This window comes from Mesorhizobium sp. M1E.F.Ca.ET.063.01.1.1 (genome assembly GCF_003998155.1).
In the GTDB taxonomy this organism is placed as follows: domain Bacteria; phylum Pseudomonadota; class Alphaproteobacteria; order Rhizobiales; family Rhizobiaceae; genus Mesorhizobium.
This window is the reverse complement of record NZ_RZSC01000070.1, coordinates 1-16,498: the sequence shown is the minus strand read 5'-3', so window position 1 is coordinate 16,498 and position 16,498 is coordinate 1. Positions and strand designations below refer to the sequence as shown.

The 16,498-nt window shown below is 65.0% G+C and carries 14 protein-coding genes and 2 pseudogenes; 8 read left to right on the top strand and 8 right to left on the bottom strand.

Going from position 1 to position 16,498, the window contains the following annotated elements; genetic code table 11:
• Positions 1-359: pseudogene (locus tag EOA29_RS08575) on the top strand (GMP synthase); the annotation flags it as partial.
• Between the two features lie 351 nt (positions 360-710).
• Entirely contained in the window at positions 711-1,868 is a 1,158-nt protein-coding gene (locus tag EOA29_RS08570) for an epoxide hydrolase family protein (RefSeq protein WP_126091244.1), read from the top strand.
• 6 nt (positions 1,869-1,874) lie between these two features.
• Here EOA29_RS08570 and EOA29_RS08565 read toward each other — a convergent pair.
• From EOA29_RS08565 to EOA29_RS08530, 8 genes and pseudogenes are all read right to left on the bottom strand, one after another.
• A pseudogene (locus EOA29_RS08565) lies at positions 1,875-1,988 on the bottom strand (Atu4866 domain-containing protein); the annotation flags it as partial.
• A 106-nt stretch (positions 1,989-2,094) separates the two neighbouring features.
• Positions 2,095-3,333, bottom strand: a complete 1,239-nt coding sequence (locus tag EOA29_RS08560; RefSeq protein ID WP_127220751.1) for an MFS transporter — start codon at positions 3,331-3,333, stop codon at positions 2,095-2,097.
• Positions 3,334-3,490: 157 nt separating this feature from the next.
• Positions 3,491-4,591, bottom strand: a complete 1,101-nt coding sequence (locus tag EOA29_RS08555; protein ID WP_126091247.1) for a pyridoxal phosphate-dependent aminotransferase — start codon at positions 4,589-4,591, stop codon at positions 3,491-3,493.
• Positions 4,592-4,699: 108 nt separating this feature from the next.
• Positions 4,700-5,161: a MucR family transcriptional regulator gene (locus tag EOA29_RS08550; protein ID WP_126091248.1), complete on the bottom strand. Its 462-nt coding sequence runs from the start codon at positions 5,159-5,161 to the stop codon at positions 4,700-4,702.
• 168 nt (positions 5,162-5,329) lie between these two features.
• Positions 5,330-6,034 (bottom strand): ROK family protein, encoded by a 705-nt coding sequence (locus EOA29_RS08545; RefSeq protein ID WP_127220750.1) that lies wholly within the window; start codon positions 6,032-6,034, stop codon positions 5,330-5,332.
• A 15-nt stretch (positions 6,035-6,049) separates the two neighbouring features.
• Positions 6,050-7,426, bottom strand: coding sequence for a glucose-6-phosphate dehydrogenase (gene zwf, locus EOA29_RS08540; protein ID WP_126091250.1), 1,377 nt, complete (start codon positions 7,424-7,426; stop codon positions 6,050-6,052).
• 13 nt (positions 7,427-7,439) lie between these two features.
• Positions 7,440-8,453, bottom strand: a complete 1,014-nt coding sequence (gene gnd / locus EOA29_RS08535; protein ID WP_126091251.1) for a phosphogluconate dehydrogenase (NAD(+)-dependent, decarboxylating) — start codon at positions 8,451-8,453, stop codon at positions 7,440-7,442.
• A 35-nt stretch (positions 8,454-8,488) separates the two neighbouring features.
• On the bottom strand, positions 8,489-10,906 hold the full coding sequence (locus EOA29_RS08530) for a glucan 1,4-alpha-glucosidase (RefSeq protein ID WP_127220749.1): 2,418 nt from the start codon (positions 10,904-10,906) through the stop codon (positions 8,489-8,491).
• Between the two features lie 230 nt (positions 10,907-11,136).
• On the opposite strand from EOA29_RS08530, the gene EOA29_RS08525 reads away from it, so the two are divergent.
• From EOA29_RS08525 to EOA29_RS08500, 6 genes are all read left to right on the top strand, one after another.
• Positions 11,137-12,414, top strand: coding sequence for an ATP-binding protein (locus tag EOA29_RS08525; protein ID WP_127220748.1), 1,278 nt, complete (start codon positions 11,137-11,139; stop codon positions 12,412-12,414).
• On the top strand, positions 12,414-13,151 hold the full coding sequence (locus tag EOA29_RS08520) for a response regulator transcription factor (RefSeq protein WP_126091254.1): 738 nt from the start codon (positions 12,414-12,416) through the stop codon (positions 13,149-13,151). The genes EOA29_RS08525 and EOA29_RS08520 overlap by 1 nt, the downstream gene beginning before the upstream one ends.
• A gap of 127 nt (positions 13,152-13,278) precedes the next feature.
• A complete protein-coding gene (locus EOA29_RS08515; RefSeq protein WP_126091255.1) occupies positions 13,279-13,473 on the top strand; it encodes a 4-oxalocrotonate tautomerase family protein in 195 nt (64 codons plus the stop codon).
• Positions 13,473-14,363 (top strand): SMP-30/gluconolactonase/LRE family protein, encoded by an 891-nt coding sequence (locus EOA29_RS08510; RefSeq protein WP_126091256.1) that lies wholly within the window; start codon positions 13,473-13,475, stop codon positions 14,361-14,363. Before EOA29_RS08515 ends, EOA29_RS08510 begins: the two co-directional genes overlap by 1 nt.
• An 87-nt stretch (positions 14,364-14,450) precedes the next feature.
• On the top strand, positions 14,451-15,467 hold the full coding sequence (locus EOA29_RS08505; RefSeq protein ID WP_126091257.1) for an ABC transporter substrate-binding protein: 1,017 nt from the start codon (positions 14,451-14,453) through the stop codon (positions 15,465-15,467).
• Between the two features lie 45 nt (positions 15,468-15,512).
• Positions 15,513-16,498: ATP-binding cassette domain-containing protein (locus EOA29_RS08500; RefSeq protein WP_145969641.1), on the top strand; the 986-nt coding region annotated here is incomplete at its 3' end.

Sequence of the window (16,498 nt, the reverse complement as noted above, 5' to 3'; positions counted from 1 at the left end):
GGTATCCACTGAAGGCGACCGAGGCGGGGAAGAATCTGCTGCACTGGCCGGAGATGGTTTACCAGTTCCACCGCGAGGGCTTTTCGCTGCCGAAGGAGGCAACGCTGCTCGCGACGGCGGAAACCTATCCCAACCAGGCTTTTCGTTATGGCGAGAATGCCTGGGGCATCCAGTTCCATGGCGAGCTGACCCGCGTGATGATGCATCGCTGGGTGGTGCGCGGCGCGCATCGCTTCGAATTGCCCGGCGCCCAGCCCGGCCGCGATCACCTCGGCGGCCGGCTGATCTGGGACATGCATCTGAAACGCTGGCTGGGCGAATTTTTGGGCCTGATCTTCGGCAAACCGGCTGTGGGATAGAGTAAAAGCCAATTGCCCCGAGTGGCTGAGCTTGACCGGAAGACGACCTACGTCCTGTCGAGACGTGGACGACCGCTCTGCGCTGCAGAGTCGGCCATCCGGACCGCTGTGCCCGGTGCCCGGAAGCGGCCGTAAGCTCAGGGCGAACGTTCACGTCCGCTGCGCTGCGAGATTAAAGCGCGTCGCGCTGAAGAGGAGCCAGGCGACGCGCTTTAAGTCTTTGTTTTGATGCATGTCGTTCCCCCAAAACCGCTGCGCACTTTTGGGCGACATGCGTTAGGTGAACCACATCGATTGTTGGTACACCGGCTTTAGCGCTATGGTGACGGACACCCTGCACCATGGCAGAATATGAAAATCCGGCCTTTTTCGATCCACATCCCCAACGAAGCGCTGGCTGACTTGCGACATCGCCTGCGTGCGACGCGTTGGCCGAGTTCACTTGATGACGAGAGTTGGGCCGACGGCGCGAACCTGCTGTTCATGCAGCGGCTTTCTCACCATTGGCTCCACAACTTTGACTGGCGCGCGCAAGAGGAGCGGCTGAACCGACTACCACAATTCATCGCCACTATTGATAACGCGGACGTCCACTTCGTCCATCAGCGCGGGGCAGGGCCATCACCCATGCCTATTGTCCTGACGCACGGCTGGCCAGGCTCTTTCGCCGAGATGGAACACATCATTCCGTTGCTGGCCGACCCCGGAGCTCACGGCGGCGATCCCGCCGATGCTTTTCACGTCGTCGTGCCCTCCCTTCCCGGCTATGGCTTCTCGCCTGCGCCCTCCTACCCTGGTATCAACGCACGAACGATTGCCCAACTGTGGCATCGATTGATGGAAGGTCTTGGTTACAACCGGTTTGCAGCTCAAGGGGGCGATATCGGCGCCGGTGTCTCGGCTTGGCTCGCGCGGCAGTTCCCAGACAGCTTGGCAGGCGTTCATGTCAACTATATTCCCGGCAGCTTCCGCCCGACCCTGGGACCGGCATCACCGCCCGTGACAAATGAGGAGCAAGAGTTTCTTAAACGGGTTTCGTCCTGGGCGGCAGATGAAGGAGCCTATGCGGCTTTGCAAGGCACCAAGCCACAGACGCTGGCCTTCTCGCTGACTGATTCTCCCGTGGGTCTCGCTGCCTGGATTGTCGAGAAATTCAGATCCTGGAGCGATTGCGATGGTGATATCCAGCGCGTTTTCTCCCTGGATACGCTGCTTACCGATATTTCTATCTACTGGTTCGGCGACAGCCTCAGCGCCTCCTTGCGGCTGTACAAGGAGAATCGCCTTTGCCCACTCTCGTTCGACCTTGATGAGCGCGTGACGCCGCCATTTGGCGTCGCGCTCTTTCCCCACGAACTGCCGATGCCGCCACGGTCTTGGGTCGAGCGCGTTTTCGATGTCGCCCGCTGGACTGAGATGCCGGCGGGGGGCCATTTCGCGGCACTTGAGCAGCCAGAGTTGCTGGCGCATGAAATTCGCGCCTTTTTTCGGCCGCGTCGTCAGCCTTAGAGACCGTCACCTCTTGCGGTAGAGGATCATTCCTGCGTGATGGAGCACGCCGTCGACGACCTTCCCGCCGGCGGTGAAGCCGGTATCGTCCCAATAGAAGATGTCATCGCCTCGCAATCGCTTGGGACAGCAGCCTCGACGGCAGCTTTCTGATGCCGCGCCACAGAGCGGACCGGCTCCTTAACGGCCCCATCTCGGCCGTTGTCGGCGCAAGCTTGGCGCTTGCTCAGTTCCGGCTGTTCAGATGCCGCACCTGCCGCAGCGCCGGGAACAGCCAGGCCCACAATCCGACGACCGCGATGGCGCCGATGCCGCCGACCACCACCGCCGGCACGGTGCCGATCAGTGCCGCCATGGTGCCGGCGCGGAATTCGCCGAGTTCGTTGGAGGCGCCGACGAAGACCTGGTTGACCGCATTGACGCGGCCGCGCACCTCGTCCGGCGTCCAGAGCTGGATCAGCGTCTCGCGGATATAGACGCTGAACATATCGGTGGCGCCGAGCAAGACGAGCGCCGCGATCGACAGCCAGGTGATGGTCGACAGGCCGAACAGCACCGTGCAGACGCCGAACGACGCTGCGGCGCCGAGCATGACCACGCCGGCGTGGTCGCGGATCGGATGGCCGGCGAGCCAGACCGCGACGCAGATGGCACCGATGCTCGGCGCCGAGCGCAGCAGGCCGAGGCCCCAGGGGCCGAGCTCCAAAATGTCGCGCGCATAGACCGGCAGCAGCGCCGAGGCACCGGAGAGAAGCACCGCGAAGAGGTCGAGCGAGATCGCGCCGAGCACGATCTTCTCGCTCCAGATATAGCCGAAGCCGGCAAACAGCGTCTGCATCGTCGGCTTGTCGGTGGCGGTCTGCTGAGCGGGCTTGGGGATGGTGAAGACGAGCAGCGCGGCGGCAAGCAGCAGGATCGCCGCAGTGGCGTAGGCGATTTCCGCCGAGAGCCCGTAGAGCAGGCCGCCGGCGACCGGGCCGACGATCGTCGCGGTCTGCCAGGCCGACGAGTTCCAGGCGATCGCGTTGGCGAAATCCTCCTGCGGCACCAGATTGGCGAACAGCGAGGACGAGGCCGGTCCGTAGAAAGCGCGGGCTACGCCGAACAGAGCGAGCACGACGAAGATCGGCAGCGGACCGGTCAGGCCGCGCAGCGTCAGGAATAGGATAGCGAGCGCGCAGCCGCCTTCCACCAACGACGCCAAGGTCATGATCAGGCGGCGGCCGAAGCGGTCGGCGACGACGCCGGTGACGAGCACCAACAGCAGCGAGGGCAGGAACTGGACGATGCCGACGATGCCGAGGTCGAAGGGATTGCGCGTCAGGTCGTAGATCTGCCAGCCGACGGCGACTGAGACGATCTGGGTGGCGAAGGTGGTGAGGAAGCGCGCCGTCCAGTAGCTGAGGAACGGCCGGTGCCGGAAAGCGGCATAGCGCTGGTCAGGTGAAGCTGCTTCGGCGGTCATGGTTCAAGGGCCCCGTTGTGGCATTGGCCGGCGGGGCACTTCCACGGCGGGCGCTGGTCCGGCCAGAACCCTTTAGCCCAGTTCGTTTCGCCGCGCGCGCAAAAAAATCGGCGCTGGCTGAAGAAATCTGGAACGGTCGTTCGCGATGGGAAGGGGCTCAATCCCTCAACGCGGCGGAGATGGCTTCCAGACCGCCGCGCAATTCCGCCTCTTTCGGCCAGCCGAAGCCGACACGGAAGAAGCGCTTCGGCATCTCGAACCAGTGGCCTGGGCCGACATAGGTGCCGTGCTCCTCGAGAAGCCTGGTGTAGAACCGGTCGAGGTCGAAGCCGGTATCGACGTTCAGCCGCGGAAAGCCGACGACGCCGCCTTGCGGCCGCACCCAGTCGACAAGCGGCTCGCCGTCGATCCAGGCCTGGACGATGTCGCGCCGCCTCGCCATCTGGGGCAGCAGCGATGCCAGGAAGGCATCACGGCGCTCGAGCATGGCGCGGGCGATCGCCTCGTCGACGACGCTGCCGCAGATGCCGATCTGCTCCTTGGCGGCAAGGAATGTCTCCCGCACCGCCTTGTCCCTGGCGACCAGCCAGCCGATGCGGATGCCCGGAATGCCGAAGGCCTTGGAAAGCGACGAGACGCTGATGGCGCTCGCACTCAGCGATGCCGCCGAGGGCAACCGCTCGCCATAGGACAGATCGCGATAGGTCTCGTCGACCAGCAGCCGGCAACGCCGGCGCTCAGTGAGCGCGACCAGCGCGTCGAGATCGGCGCGGGTCATCATCGTGCCGGTCGGGTTGTGCGGGCAGGTGACGCTGATCAGCTTCGTGTTCGGCCGCACGGCGGCCGCGACGCGCTCGACGTCGATCGCGAACCCGTTTTCGAAATCGAGATCGACATAGGAGATGGCGCAGCCGATCGCCTTGGGGGTCTCGATGTTGGTGGCGTAGTTCGGCCGCACGACCACGAGATGGTCGCTCGGCGACAGCAGCGAGGTGGCGATGATGAACAGCGCGCCGGCGGCGCCCGCGGTCACCAGCACGTCGTCAGCGGAGAGCCCTTCGTTTTGTGCTGCGATCAGCGTGCGCAACTCCTTGTCGCCACGATGCTCGCCGTAGAACAAAGTGAGGTCGGGCAGCGAGAGGCCGATGTCGGAGAGCTTCTGGTCGGCGATCGAGCTTTCGGAGAGATTACAGCGGATGCGGTCGTAGCCGTATTCTTCCGGCGCCTCCTTCTCGATCACCATCCTTGCGTAGTTCATGGCCAGGCTCCCCCGAGGTTCAGCCTATCCAAGCCATAAAAGCAGGAAGCCTGCCAAGGCGGATTCGCCGGCAGGCTTCTCAAACTGTTGGTACAGGCAGGTGACGTCTCAGGCGGAAGCCTTGGCCCTTCTGCCTCTCGCAGGCTTGACCGGCTCGGCTTCCGCCTTGCGCCCAAGGCCGATCGACTTGGCGAGCTCGGAGCGCGACGCGGCATAATTGGGCGCGACCATCGGGTAGTCCGCCGGCAGGCCCCATTTGGTGCGGTAGGCTTCCGGCGTCAGCCCGAAATGCACGCCGATATGGCGCTTCAGCGATTTGAACTTCTTCCCGTCCTCGAGGCAGATGATGTAGTCCGGCGTCACCGAGCGCCGCGGATTGACGGCTGGCGTGGGCGGGGGCGCCGGCGGCGCCGGCGGCTGGTTGAGTTCGCCGATCGAGGAGGCGACGCTGGCGATGAGCTCGCCCAGGCCCGAAGCGGGCAACCGGTTCTTGGCGACATAGGCCGACACGATGTGAGCGGTGAGCTCGAGCAGGTCGACTTCCTTGGCTGTGTTGGTGTCCTCGTCCACGTCATTCCTCCGTCTGTGCCGCATGGCCGCGAAAATCGGGATGTAAATCAGAGCGCTGCCGCGTTCTCCACAAGGCCGGCGAATTCCTAGTCGGCAAATCTGCACAGCGCAACGACCAGTCGCGCGGTTACACGCTATTTTGAACAACTATACTGAAATGTAACAATATCAGACGATCAGCGCCTTGTCGCGCCACAGTCGAAATCCGCCTTCGAAGGCGCGAGTGTTGTCGCCGCGCCTGGATTTCTCGGGCAATTCATCAAGCTTGTCGACATTGCCGCCGCCGATGACCACATAGTCCGGCTGCAAGGCGGCGCGAAGCCTGTTTACGACATCAAAAACGTATCTGCGCCATTTTTTCTTGCCGTGCTTTACCAGGCCGCGCTCGCCGACATAGTCTTCGAAGCTGCAGCCCTTCTTATAGGGAAGATGGGCAAGCTCCATCGGCTGCCCGACGTGATCGAGGATCATCGCGGCGCCGAGGCCGGTGCCCAGGCCGAGGAATAGCATGCGGCCGCCCTCATAGCTGCCGATCGCCTGCATCAATGCGTCGTTAACGAGCTTGACCGGCTTGCCGAAGGCGGCGGCGAAATCATAGCCGTTCCAGCCCTTGCCGAGATTGAAGGGGTCGAGCGAAGGCTTGTTGTCCCGCACCGGGCCCGGGTAGCCCATCGAGATGACGTCATAGCTCAGCCCCTCGGCAAGCTTCTTCACCGAGGCGACAACCTGCTCAGGCGTCAAGCCCGGCCCGGATTCGGCGCGACGGACTTCGCCGCCGGCGCTGGTGAGGATCTTCACGCGCGAGCCGCCGACGTCGATGGTGAGCACGATCTGGTCGCCCTTCGCCGCCGCCGGCTTTGCCGATTTCGCCATCCCGTTGCCTCCAAACTATTTCGTCGGGTTGATCCAGCCATTGGGCGGGCCGAAGCCGTCCATGGCATCGGCCGGTCCCCAGGTCTTGGGGGCATAGATAGGGGGAGGCGTCATGTCGCCAAGCACCGGGCCGACAATGCGCCAGGCAAGCTCGGCCGCATCCTGCCGCGTGAAGAGCTGGCCGTTGCCGTTCATGGCGTCGCCGATCAGCCTTTCATAGGGCGGCATGTCGCCCTTGGTGTCGTCGAGCGCGGTCAGCTCCACCTGCTCGCCGATCATGTCGTCGCCTGGCACCTTGCGCTGAGCGCCGATCGAGATCGCCACCTGCGGGTCGATGCGGAAGCGGACATGGTTGGCGTCGTCCGGCTTGATCGGGTCGAAGACATCGAGCGGGGGCCGCTTCATCCGCACGATCACCTCGGTGGCGTGCACCGGCATGTTCTTGCCGGCGCGGATGAAGAAGGGCACGTCCCGCCAGCGCCAGGTGTCGACGAAGAAGCGCACCGCGGCGAAGGTCTCGACGGGGGAGTTCGGCCGCACGCCCGGCTCCGCCAGATAGCCGTCGAACTGGCCGCGCACGACATCGTCCTTGTTCAGGGTGCGAATCGCCCTGAGCACCTGCACCTTCTCGTCGATCAGGTCATCGGCCGAGCGGCCGACGGGCGGCTCCATGGCTAAAAGCAGCAGGATGTTGAGCAGATGGTTCTCGATGACGTCGCGGATGCAGCCGACATCGTCATAGAAACGGCCGCGGCCCTCGACGCCGAAATCCTCGGCCATGGTGATCTGGACGCTCTCGACGAAATTGCGGTTCCAGATCGGTTCGAGGAAGGAGTTGGCGAAGCGGAAATAGAGCAGGTTCTGGATCGCTTCCTTGCCGAGATAGTGGTCGATGCGGAAGATCGATCGTTCGTCGAACACCAGATGCAGCACGCGGTTCAGCCAGCGCGCCGACTGCAGGTCGTGGCCGAAGGGTTTTTCCACCATCAGCCGCGCGCCGCGCGCGGTGCCGGACTGTTCCAGGCCTTGCACGACGATCTCGAACATCGTGGGCGGCACGGCCATGTAATGCAGTGGCCGCTGCGCCGAGCCCAGCGCCGTCTTCAGCTTCTCGAAGGTCGCCGGGTCGCGGTAGTCGCCGCTGACATAGCGCAGCAGCGAGGCGAGCTTGCCGAACACCTTGTCGTCGACGGCGCCCAGCGCATTGACGATGCCGTCGCGGGCGCGGTCCACCAGCTTGCCGATGTCCCAGGGCTCGAAGGCGACGCCGATCACCGGCTCGGCGAGCGTCTCCTTGGCGACCATGTGATAGAGCGCCGGAAATATCTTCTTGTGCGCAAGGTCGCCGGTCGCCCCGAAAAGCACCAGCGTGTCGGACCTCTCCTGGCTCATGCCGCCTCTCCCTTCACGCGCCGGTCTTCGGCTTCTCGACATGGCCGCCGAAGGCATAGCGCATGGCGGACAGAAGCTTGTCGGCGAATGCGGATTCGCCTTGCGAGGAGAAGCGGTCGAACAGTGCCGCGGAGAGCACCGGCGCCGGAACGCCTGTGTCGATCGCCGCCTTCAGCGTCCAGCGGCCTTCGCCGGAATCGGAGACGCGGCCGCCGAACTGGGCGAGCGACGGATCATTCTTCAGCGCGCCGGCGGTAAGGTCGAGCAGCCAGGAGCCGATGACGCTGCCATGCCGCCACACCTCGGCCACCTGGGCGAGGTCGATATCGAACTGGTAATATTGCGGGTTTTCCAGCGGACTGGTCTCGGCGTCCGCCGTCCGCTGCCGTTTGCCCGCATTGGCCGACTTCAGGATGTTGATGCCCTCGGCATAGGCGGCCATGACGCCGTATTCGATGCCGTTATGCACCATCTTGACGAAATGGCCGGCGCCGCTCGGCCCGCAATGCAGATAGCCGTGGGGGGCGCTTCCGGCATCCTTCGGCGGATTGGAGCCCGGGTCGGCGCCCGGCGCCAGCGTGGCGAAAACCGGATCGAGATGCTGCACGGCTTCATCGGGGCCGCCGATCATCAGGCAGTAGCCGCGCTCCAGGCCCCAGACGCCGCCGCTGGTGCCGACATCGACAAAGCTGATGCCCTTGGTCGCCAGCTTCGCCGCCTGGTCGACGGCATCGTGATAGTAGGAATTGCCGCCGTCGACGATGATGTCGCCCGGCTCCATCAGCGCCGCCACCTGGTCGGCGATCCTGCCGGTGATCGCCGCCGGCAGCATCAGCCAGGCGCAGCGCGGCTTGGCGAGCTTGGCGACGAACTCCTCCAGCGAGGCGGCGCCAATGGCGCCGTCCTTGACCATGCCGGCGACGCTTGCCGAGTTGATGTCGTAGACGACGCATTCGTGGCCGTCCCGCACCAGGCGGCGCACCATATTGGCGCCCATCCTGCCCAGTCCCATCATTCCGATCTGCATGGTGTCGTCCCAATAGCTTGAGGAAAGAAGAAATCTTACTGGCTATCCGAAGGATCAATGCCGACGGTGAAGTCGACATTCTCCCAACGGCCGGCTTCGGGCCAGAAAAAAGTGAAGACGATCGTGCTGCCCGGCGGCAGGTCGGCGACATCGAGGTCAACAAGATGGACACCGAAGGCGTTTTCGGCCGTCTTGTCGTCACGCACCGTCAGCCATTTGTCGCTGCTCCAGTGGACAACGCCACGGGCTGAAAGCTCGACGCGCAGGGCCTTGCCGGCGGGAATGGAGCGGATCTTGTTGTTGAAGCGCCAGGTCCGGAAGGGCGAGACGGTCTTGCGCTTGATGTAGCGATCGACACCTTGCGGCGGCATGTCGAAGACGGTTCCGTCGCGCAGCGAGCGCAAGAGCTTGATGTGCTCGGCATGCGCCCAGACCAGCGGCATGGCGCTGCCCGACGGTGCGCCGAGCCGCAATTCGCGCTCCGGCATGTCGGGTCTGTCCCAGACCTGTTCCGGCAGGAGGCCGCCTACACCGGCCGAGCGCTCGAAGGTTTCGAGCAGTTCGGCCGCCGTGCCGTGCCGTCCGGCCGCCAGCTCGTAATGCGCGCGCTCGCCTGTGAGCAGCGGCCAAGGCCGGCCCTGGCCGGTGCCGTCGAAAGGCGAGCCGTCCTCGTGCTCGCCGTAGCCGTCGCAGGTGTAGCGGTACCAGACCGGGCCTTGCGGCAGATCGCAGCGCAACTCGGCATCGATGGCTTTGATCGTGTTCAGGATGCGCGGATCGTCCGTTGCCCTGAGGCCAAAACGTACCAGCGCAAGGGCGTCAGGGCTGACGATCGCTTCGGCCGGGCGGTCGGTCTCGGCGGGCGGCCGGTTCTTGATCGGCACGAAGCCGTCCTTCGGCGAAGCGGCGCCGCCATCGTCAGGCGGCGCGATGCGGACATAGTAGCCGTCGATGCTCTCCCTGGCGCAGAGTTCGGTACCGGTGACATAGGTCCAGCGCTCGATCTCTCCGTTCCAGCAGTCGGCGGTCTCGCGTAGATATTTTGCCGGCTCATTTTTGTCGCAGGCGTCCAGCATATCCGCCGCCGCAAGCAGCGCCGCGATCTCGACCGCCAGCGTGAACGGGCTGTAGCCGGCGTCTTCCTCCCAGCGATCCTCGCCGGTGACCGGGCCGTTGCGCACGACATAGGAAGCAGCGCTCTCGATCATGGCCAGGAAATCGTCGAGTTTCGCGCGCGGCAGATGGCCGGCGCGGCGCAAGGCGTCGGCGAGCAGCAGCGGAAAGGCGCATTCGTCCATCTGGATGCCCGGCCAATAGGGCTCTCCGCTCGACCAGCAATTTTGCGGCCAATGGCCGTCCGGCCGCTGGATCGAGCGCAGATAGGTGAGGATCTGCAGCGCCTGCCTGGCGTCGCCGGCGGCGAGGAAGCCGCCCGCCGTCTCGACCAGGTCGCGCGGCCAGACCAGATGGTAGCCGCCGAGATCGTCGTCGCCCTTGTTGAAGCCCCAGGGGATCGAAAGACTGGCGACGGCGGCCCCGGGCCTGGCGATCGACAGATGCGAGGCAAGCACCGCGGTGCTGACGCGGTAAGTGTTCAGGCCGGAGGCAGCGTGCCGGTCGAGCTTTTCCAGCCCGGCCTGGAATTTCCGCCAGTTGCCGGCATAGGTCTCGGCAGCCGCGTCGAAACCGTCCCTCAGGCTGGCCAGCGCGATCTCCGCCGCCTGTTGCGGCCAGGCACCGAAGCCGAGCGCCAGCAAGGCCGTGCCCTCGCCTGCCGCGAAGCCGATCTCGCCGGTCAGCGCCACATTGCCGTCCTCCGCCCGCTGACAGGCAGGATCGAGCGCGCCGCCATCGCGGAGCTGCTGCCAGCCATCGGAGAAGCCGACATAACCGGCCGAACAGGCGCCCCAGGGCAGTGAAGAAGCAAACGCGATCGAGACGCCTCGTCCCGATGCAAAGAGCATTCGCTCTCCCTTATGCTCGCCGACCCAGGCCGTGTTACCCATGCCGGCATTGACGAGGTGCGGCGCAAGCAGCGCGTAGACGCGATAGTCCGAAGCCGAGCCTTTAAGCGCCGCGAATGTGATTTCCTGCAGCAGCGCTGGCCGTTTCGGATCCGTGATGATGCGCTTTTCCAACCGGTAGGCGCCATCGGTCGCCGTATTGACCATGCGGTAGGCCGGCACGCCGTCCTCGAACGGCTCGACAAGGTGGACGGCATCGCGTTTCTCCTCCGAGAAATAGCCGCCGGGGCCGGTTATCATCAGCCCCATGTCGCGCGTGCAGGCGCTGTCGAGGCGCGGATAGTAGATCTCGTTCAATATGCCGTGGCTGATGGTGAACCAGAGCGGGCTTTTCGCTGAAAGCGCGGTGCCGACGCCGCTCTTGGCGCTTGACGTCCAGCGTGCGGGAATTCCCGGGGCGCCCCGAGCAACAGTCGGCGTCGCTGCCATGCCATGCGATCTCCTCGGCCATCCCTAAACCAGGAGCCGCAGGCTTTTCAATCGTCGCACCTGAAGTTGATCGCCTGCCGCCGCAGGAGCCATCGTTGACAGCGGCACCGTCAAGCGCTCACTATTTCGCAAGCAGGGAGGAATGCGGGAAACAGCGCTTGCAGCCGTGCCATATGGCTCGGCATTGCTCGTTTTTGCGCGGCATTCGTCCAGCGGCAAGGGAGGAGACGATGTCGGAAGTATCTCCCCAACTGATCGACCGGTTGCTCGCGATTTCGCGGGCTTTAGCCGGCCACATCGATCCGGGCTCGGCATTCCGTGCGACGGCGATCGAGATCGGCACGCTCATACCGCATGACCACATCGACCTGGCGGTGCTTTCGCTCGATGGCCGCATGCATGCCTGCTACGAGGCCGGGTTCCACACAAGCTGGAGCGAGCTTGCGCAGCATCCGGTCGAGGGCAGCCCGATCCGTCGCGTGCTGCGGGGCGAGACGCCTTATCTTCTGTCCGACAATGCGCTCGTCGACGACCGCTTTCATTTCGACGGAGCTTTCGACGGCCCGATCTTCGCCGCCAAGCTGCGCAGCCGCATCATCGTGCCGCTCAGGGCGCGCGGCAGCGTGATCGGCGCGCTCAATATCAGCCGGCACGAGGCCGGGTGCTACACGCAGGCCGACGTCGACGTCGCCCAGCAATGCGCCGATCTCATCGGGCCCTATATCTTCGCGCTGATCCAGACCGAGGAAGCGCGCCGCGCCATGCTCGCCGAAAGCGAGGCGCGCAACCGGGCGGAGCTGCTGCGGGTCGGCGCCTCGCAACTGACCGCCGGCATGGAACGCGAGCGCCGCCGCATGGCGATGGACCTGCACGACCAGACGCTCGCCGACCTCGCCCGCATCGCGCGCCAGGTCTCGGCCTTCCGCAGCCGGGGCGTGGCACGGACGGCCCAGCTTGCCGATCTCGAGCAGGAGGTCGCGGGCTGTCTGGCGGAACTGCGCCACATCGTCGACGACATGCGGCCGAGCGTGCTGGAATTGTTCGGCCTGCGCGATGCCGTCGAGGCGCATCTCAACCGCAGCGTCGCCAGGGCCAAGCCGCCGATCGCGGTGCGCATAGCCGACACCAGCGACGGCAGCGCCGACAACCTGTCGGAAACGCTGCGCACGGCGCTCTACAGGATCGTGCAGGAAGCGATCAACAACGCGGTGCGCCATGCCGGGCCGAGCCGCATCGAGGTGCAACTGGCCTCGACGCCAAATACGTTCAGCGTGACCGTCACCGACGACGGCCATGGCTGCGGCGCGGTCGACCCCGCCGCCCAAGGCGGCATCGGCCACATGCATACGCGGGCGGCCCTTGTCGGGGCGCGGCTGCGTTTCGAGCCGGCCAACCGCAAGGGCGGCACGCGGGTCGTCATCGAGATCGACCGCGAGCCGGCGGCCGACAAGGTTTTGGCACGTGGCGCTGCGGCAACCGAGGGTAAGCCGGTGGCGGAGGTGGTGTGATGCTGGTCATGATCGCGGAAAATGACGGCCTGCACCGCACCTTCGCGCGGCGCACCGTCGAGCAACTATGGCCGGGCGACGTCGAGGTGATCGAAGCCGGCGACGGCGAGGATGCCATCAACCTCGCGGCCGAGCGGCAGCCGCCGCATGTCGTGCTCGACCTGCAGCTTCCCAAGGCGACCGGCATCGAGGTGGCCCGCGCCATCTGGAGCCGGCGCGCCGGCACGCATATCCTGTTCTGGTCGAATTTTGCCGACGAGGCCTATGTGCGGGGCGTGGCGCGCATCGTGCCGCCGGGATCGGTCTATGGCTATGTGCTGAAGTCGGCCACCGAAGAAGGCATGCGCTCGGCGCTGCGCGGCGTGTTCCGCGAGGGGCATTGCATCATCGACCGCGAGATCCGCGGCATCCAGCATCGCGTTCAGGACCGCTTCGAGGGCATCACCGACGGCGAATATGAAAGCCTGATCGACATCGCGCTCGGCCTGACAGATAGGGCGATCGCGGCGCGGCGCGGCCTGTCGATCCGTGGCGCGCAGAGCCGCATCAAGCATGTCTACGACAAGCTGGGCATCGTGCCGCCCGAGGAGGGGGCCGGCGAAGCGTCGGTGTTCAACTCGCGCACGCGGGCGATCTACCTCGCCATGGCGCGCGGGTTGATCAACATAGACGCGTTGCGGCGCGAGCAGGAACAGCTCGACGCCTGGCTCGCGCAGGCGACGCCATTGCAGGAGTAGCGACCTTGAACGCCGCGACTGTGCAAAACCACAGTCGGTGCTGCGCATAGGCCGCTATCGCCCGATCCCCATCCCGACTAGGCTTTTGTCTGACAAGAATAAAAGACAAGAATCCCGGGGAAGCGCCATGCCGTTCGTCAGCATACGGATACTCGAGGGCCATTCGCAAAAGCGCAAGGACGAGATCTCGCGCCGCGTCACCGAGGCGATCAGCGAGATCGCCGAACTGCCCAAGGAAGCCATCTGGGTGGTGATCGAGGATGTGCCAGGCAGCGACTGGTTCGTCGGCGGCAAGCCGGTGCGGGAACCGAAGGGCTCGTAATGTCGATGCCCGCACACGCCCGTCATTCCGGCTTCGACGATGTCGTCGGCAATGCGGCGATGGAGCGGCTGGCCACAGGGTATTCCTTCATCGAAGGGCCGGTGTGGCACCCTTACGAGAAATGGCTGGTCTTTTCCGACATTCCGCAAAGCCGCATGTACCGGCTCGGCAATTCGGGCGAGATCGAGCTTTTCCGCGAGCCGAGCCAGATGGCCAACGGCAACACGCTCGACCGGCAGGGGCGGCTGGTGACCTGCGAACACGCGACCAGCCGGGTCACCCGCGCCGAGCCGAGCGGCGCGAAGACGGTGCTCGCCACCCACTATCAGGGCAAGCAGCTCAACAGCCCGAACGATATCGTCGTCGCCACCGGCGGCTCGATCTATTTCACCGATCCGACCTACGGGCGGGCGGAGTTCTACGGCGTGCCGAGGTCGCAGGAATTGCCGCACCAGGGCGTCTACCGGATCGACGGCGACGGCGCCCGGCTGACGCTCGTCGCCGATGACTTCACGCAGCCCAACGGGCTCTGCTTCTCGCTCGATGAATCGCGGCTCTTCATCAACGATACCGAGCGCGGCCATATCAGGGTGTTCGGCGTGGAAGCGAACGGCGATCTCAACGGCGGCGCCGTGTGGGCGGTGACGGAAGGCGATGAGCCGGGCTCGCCGGACGGGATGAAGATCGACAGCCGGGGCAATCTCTATTGCACCGGGCCCGGCGGTATCCATGTCTTCGATGCCTCGGGCGATTTGATCGGCGTCATTGCGACACCGGAATTTTGTGCCAATTTCACCTTCGGCGACGATGATCTCAGGAGCCTCTACATTGCCGCCTCGACATCGCTCTACCGGTTGAGGGTCCGCGTGCCGGGGCTGAGGTTGTTTTGAGCGAACGGGCTCGGATTTGATTGGAGTGAAGCCGGCCCGGAAGGCCGATGGAAGTGCAGCAGTCAACACATCTGGGAGGATAATGACATGAAGAAACTACTGGTCTTGAGCGCTCTTGCAGCCATGCTCGCCTCGGGCACGGCGCTTGCCGGCACGAGCGGCAAGAAGATCGCCTTCTCCAACAACTACGCCGGCAATTCGTGGCGGCAGGCGATGCTCGACAGCTACGGCATCGTCACCAAGAAAGCGGTCGAGGACAAGGTGGTCGCGGCGGCGGATGTCTTCACCACCGCCGACAAGGAAGTGCCGACCCAGGCCGCGCAGGTGCAGAACCTGATCCTGCAGGGCTATGACGCCATCGTCATCAACGCCGCCTCGCCGGATGCGTTGAACGGCGCCATCAAGCAGGCTTGCGACGCCAACATCGTCGTCGTCTCCTTCGATGGCATCGTCACCGAGCCTTGCGCCTATCGCGTCGTCGTCGACTTCAAGGATATGGGCAAGCAGGAAGTCGAGCAGATGGCCAAGTTCCAGCCGAAAGGCGGCAATCTGCTGGAAATCCGCGGCCTTGCCGGCACTTCGATCGACGATGCCATCCATGCCGGCATTCTCGAAGGCGTCGCCGCCCATCCCGAGTTCAAGATCGTCGGCTCGGTGACCGGCGACTGGGACCAGACGACGGCGCAGAAGGCGGTGGCGACCATCCTGCCGTCGCTCCCCGACGTCGTCGGCATCGTCGACCAGGGCGGCGACGGCTATGGCGCCGCGCAAGCCTTCGCCGCCGCAGGCAAGCCGCGACCGACCATCATCATGGGCAACCGTCAGGACGAGCTGAAGTGGTGGAAGGAGCAGAAGGAGAAGGACGGCTACACGACCTGGTCGGCCTCGATCGCGCCCGGCGTGTCGACGCTCGCCTTCTGGGTGGCGCAGCAGGTGCTCGACGGTCGTAAGGACATTCCGCACGACCTGCTGGTGCCCTATCTTGCCTTCACCCAGGACGATTTCGAAGCCGCGCTGCCGAAGATCAAGGAGGGCGGCGTCGCCACCCACGAATACACGCAGGAAGAAGCCGTTGCGGCCATCAAGGCCAACATCAAGCAATAGTGGCCAACGTTGCCAGCCGCATCGGCAACCGGATAAAAGTTGAGGATGCTCCAGGCTATTGCAGACATCGTCAGGCTGGACGGCGCCGAAAAACATTTCGGCGCCGTCCGGGCGCTCAACGGCGTCGATTTTCATGTCGGCGCCGGCGAATGCGTCGGGCTGGTCGGGCACAATGGCGCAGGCAAGTCGACGCTCATGCATATGGTGGCGGGCACGCTGCGGCCCGACGGCGGGCAGATCGCCGTGCGCGGCAATCAGGAAGCCGCCTATTCCGTGGCGCGCGCTCTCGAGCTCGGCATACGCTGCGTCTTCCAGGAGCTGTCGCTCTGCCCCAACCTCAGCGTCGCCGAGAACACGCGCATCAACCATCCCTCGCTCGCCGGTTTCGGCTGGCGGCGCAAGGCCGCCGACCTCATTCAGGCCAAGCTCGATGAGATCTTTCCCGACCACGGCATCGCGGCGGACGATATAGCCGGCGACCTCTCGATCGGGCGGCGGCAGATGGTCGAGGTGGCGCGCGCTTTTACATGGACCCGCGAGCCGCTGCACCTGGTCATCCTCGACGAGCCGACCTCGTCGCTCGACGCGCATACGGCAGGCCAGTTGCTCGCTTTCGTGCGCCGCTTCGTCGGGGCGGGCGGCAGCTGCATCCTGATCTCGCATGTGCTGGGCGAGGTGCTGCAGAATGCCGACCGCATCGTGGTGATGCGAGACGGCAAGGTGGTCGCGGCCGATGCCGCCAGCGCTTTCGACCGTGACAAGCTGGTCGCCGCCATGGGTGGCGCCGAGGGCCATCAGCGGACCGCTAAAGAGACGCGGAAGGCCGAGGCCGGTGCGCTCAGAGTGCGGGCGCGTCCGGCACGGCAGCAGGATGGCAAGGAACTTGTCGCCCGCGCGGGCGAGATCATCGGCCTTGCCGGTCTTGCCGGCCATGGTCAGACGGACCTTTTGCTCGCAATTTTCTCGGCGGCCTCGCGCGCCAAGGCCGGCATCGAGGTGACGGCGCCGGTCGCGCTGGTTGCCGGCGACCG

What these genes read in the sequence shown, in the direction of transcription:
- EOA29_RS08560 (WP_127220751.1), bottom strand. Translation starts at nt 3,333, where the DNA reads ATGACCGCCGAAGCAGCTTCACCTGACCAGCGCTATGCCGCTTTCCGG.
- EOA29_RS08555 (WP_126091247.1), bottom strand. Translation starts at nt 4,591, where the DNA reads ATGAACTACGCAAGGATGGTGATCGAGAAGGAGGCGCCGGAAGAATAC.
- EOA29_RS08505 (WP_126091257.1), top strand. Translation starts at nt 14,451, where the DNA reads ATGAAGAAACTACTGGTCTTGAGCGCTCTTGCAGCCATGCTCGCCTCG.
- EOA29_RS08525 (WP_127220748.1), top strand. Translation starts at nt 11,137, where the DNA reads ATGTCGGAAGTATCTCCCCAACTGATCGACCGGTTGCTCGCGATTTCG.
- gnd (WP_126091251.1), bottom strand. Translation starts at nt 8,453, where the DNA reads ATGCAGATCGGAATGATGGGACTGGGCAGGATGGGCGCCAATATGGTG.
- EOA29_RS08545 (WP_127220750.1), bottom strand. Translation starts at nt 6,034, where the DNA reads ATGGCGAAATCGGCAAAGCCGGCGGCGGCGAAGGGCGACCAGATCGTG.
- zwf (WP_126091250.1), bottom strand. Translation starts at nt 7,426, where the DNA reads ATGAGCCAGGAGAGGTCCGACACGCTGGTGCTTTTCGGGGCGACCGGC.
- EOA29_RS08515 (WP_126091255.1), top strand. Translation starts at nt 13,279, where the DNA reads ATGCCGTTCGTCAGCATACGGATACTCGAGGGCCATTCGCAAAAGCGC.
- EOA29_RS08510 (WP_126091256.1), top strand. Translation starts at nt 13,473, where the DNA reads ATGTCGATGCCCGCACACGCCCGTCATTCCGGCTTCGACGATGTCGTC.
- EOA29_RS08520 (WP_126091254.1), top strand. Translation starts at nt 12,414, where the DNA reads ATGCTGGTCATGATCGCGGAAAATGACGGCCTGCACCGCACCTTCGCG.
- EOA29_RS08530 (WP_127220749.1), bottom strand. Translation starts at nt 10,906, where the DNA reads ATGGCAGCGACGCCGACTGTTGCTCGGGGCGCCCCGGGAATTCCCGCA.
- EOA29_RS08570 (WP_126091244.1), top strand. Translation starts at nt 711, where the DNA reads ATGAAAATCCGGCCTTTTTCGATCCACATCCCCAACGAAGCGCTGGCT.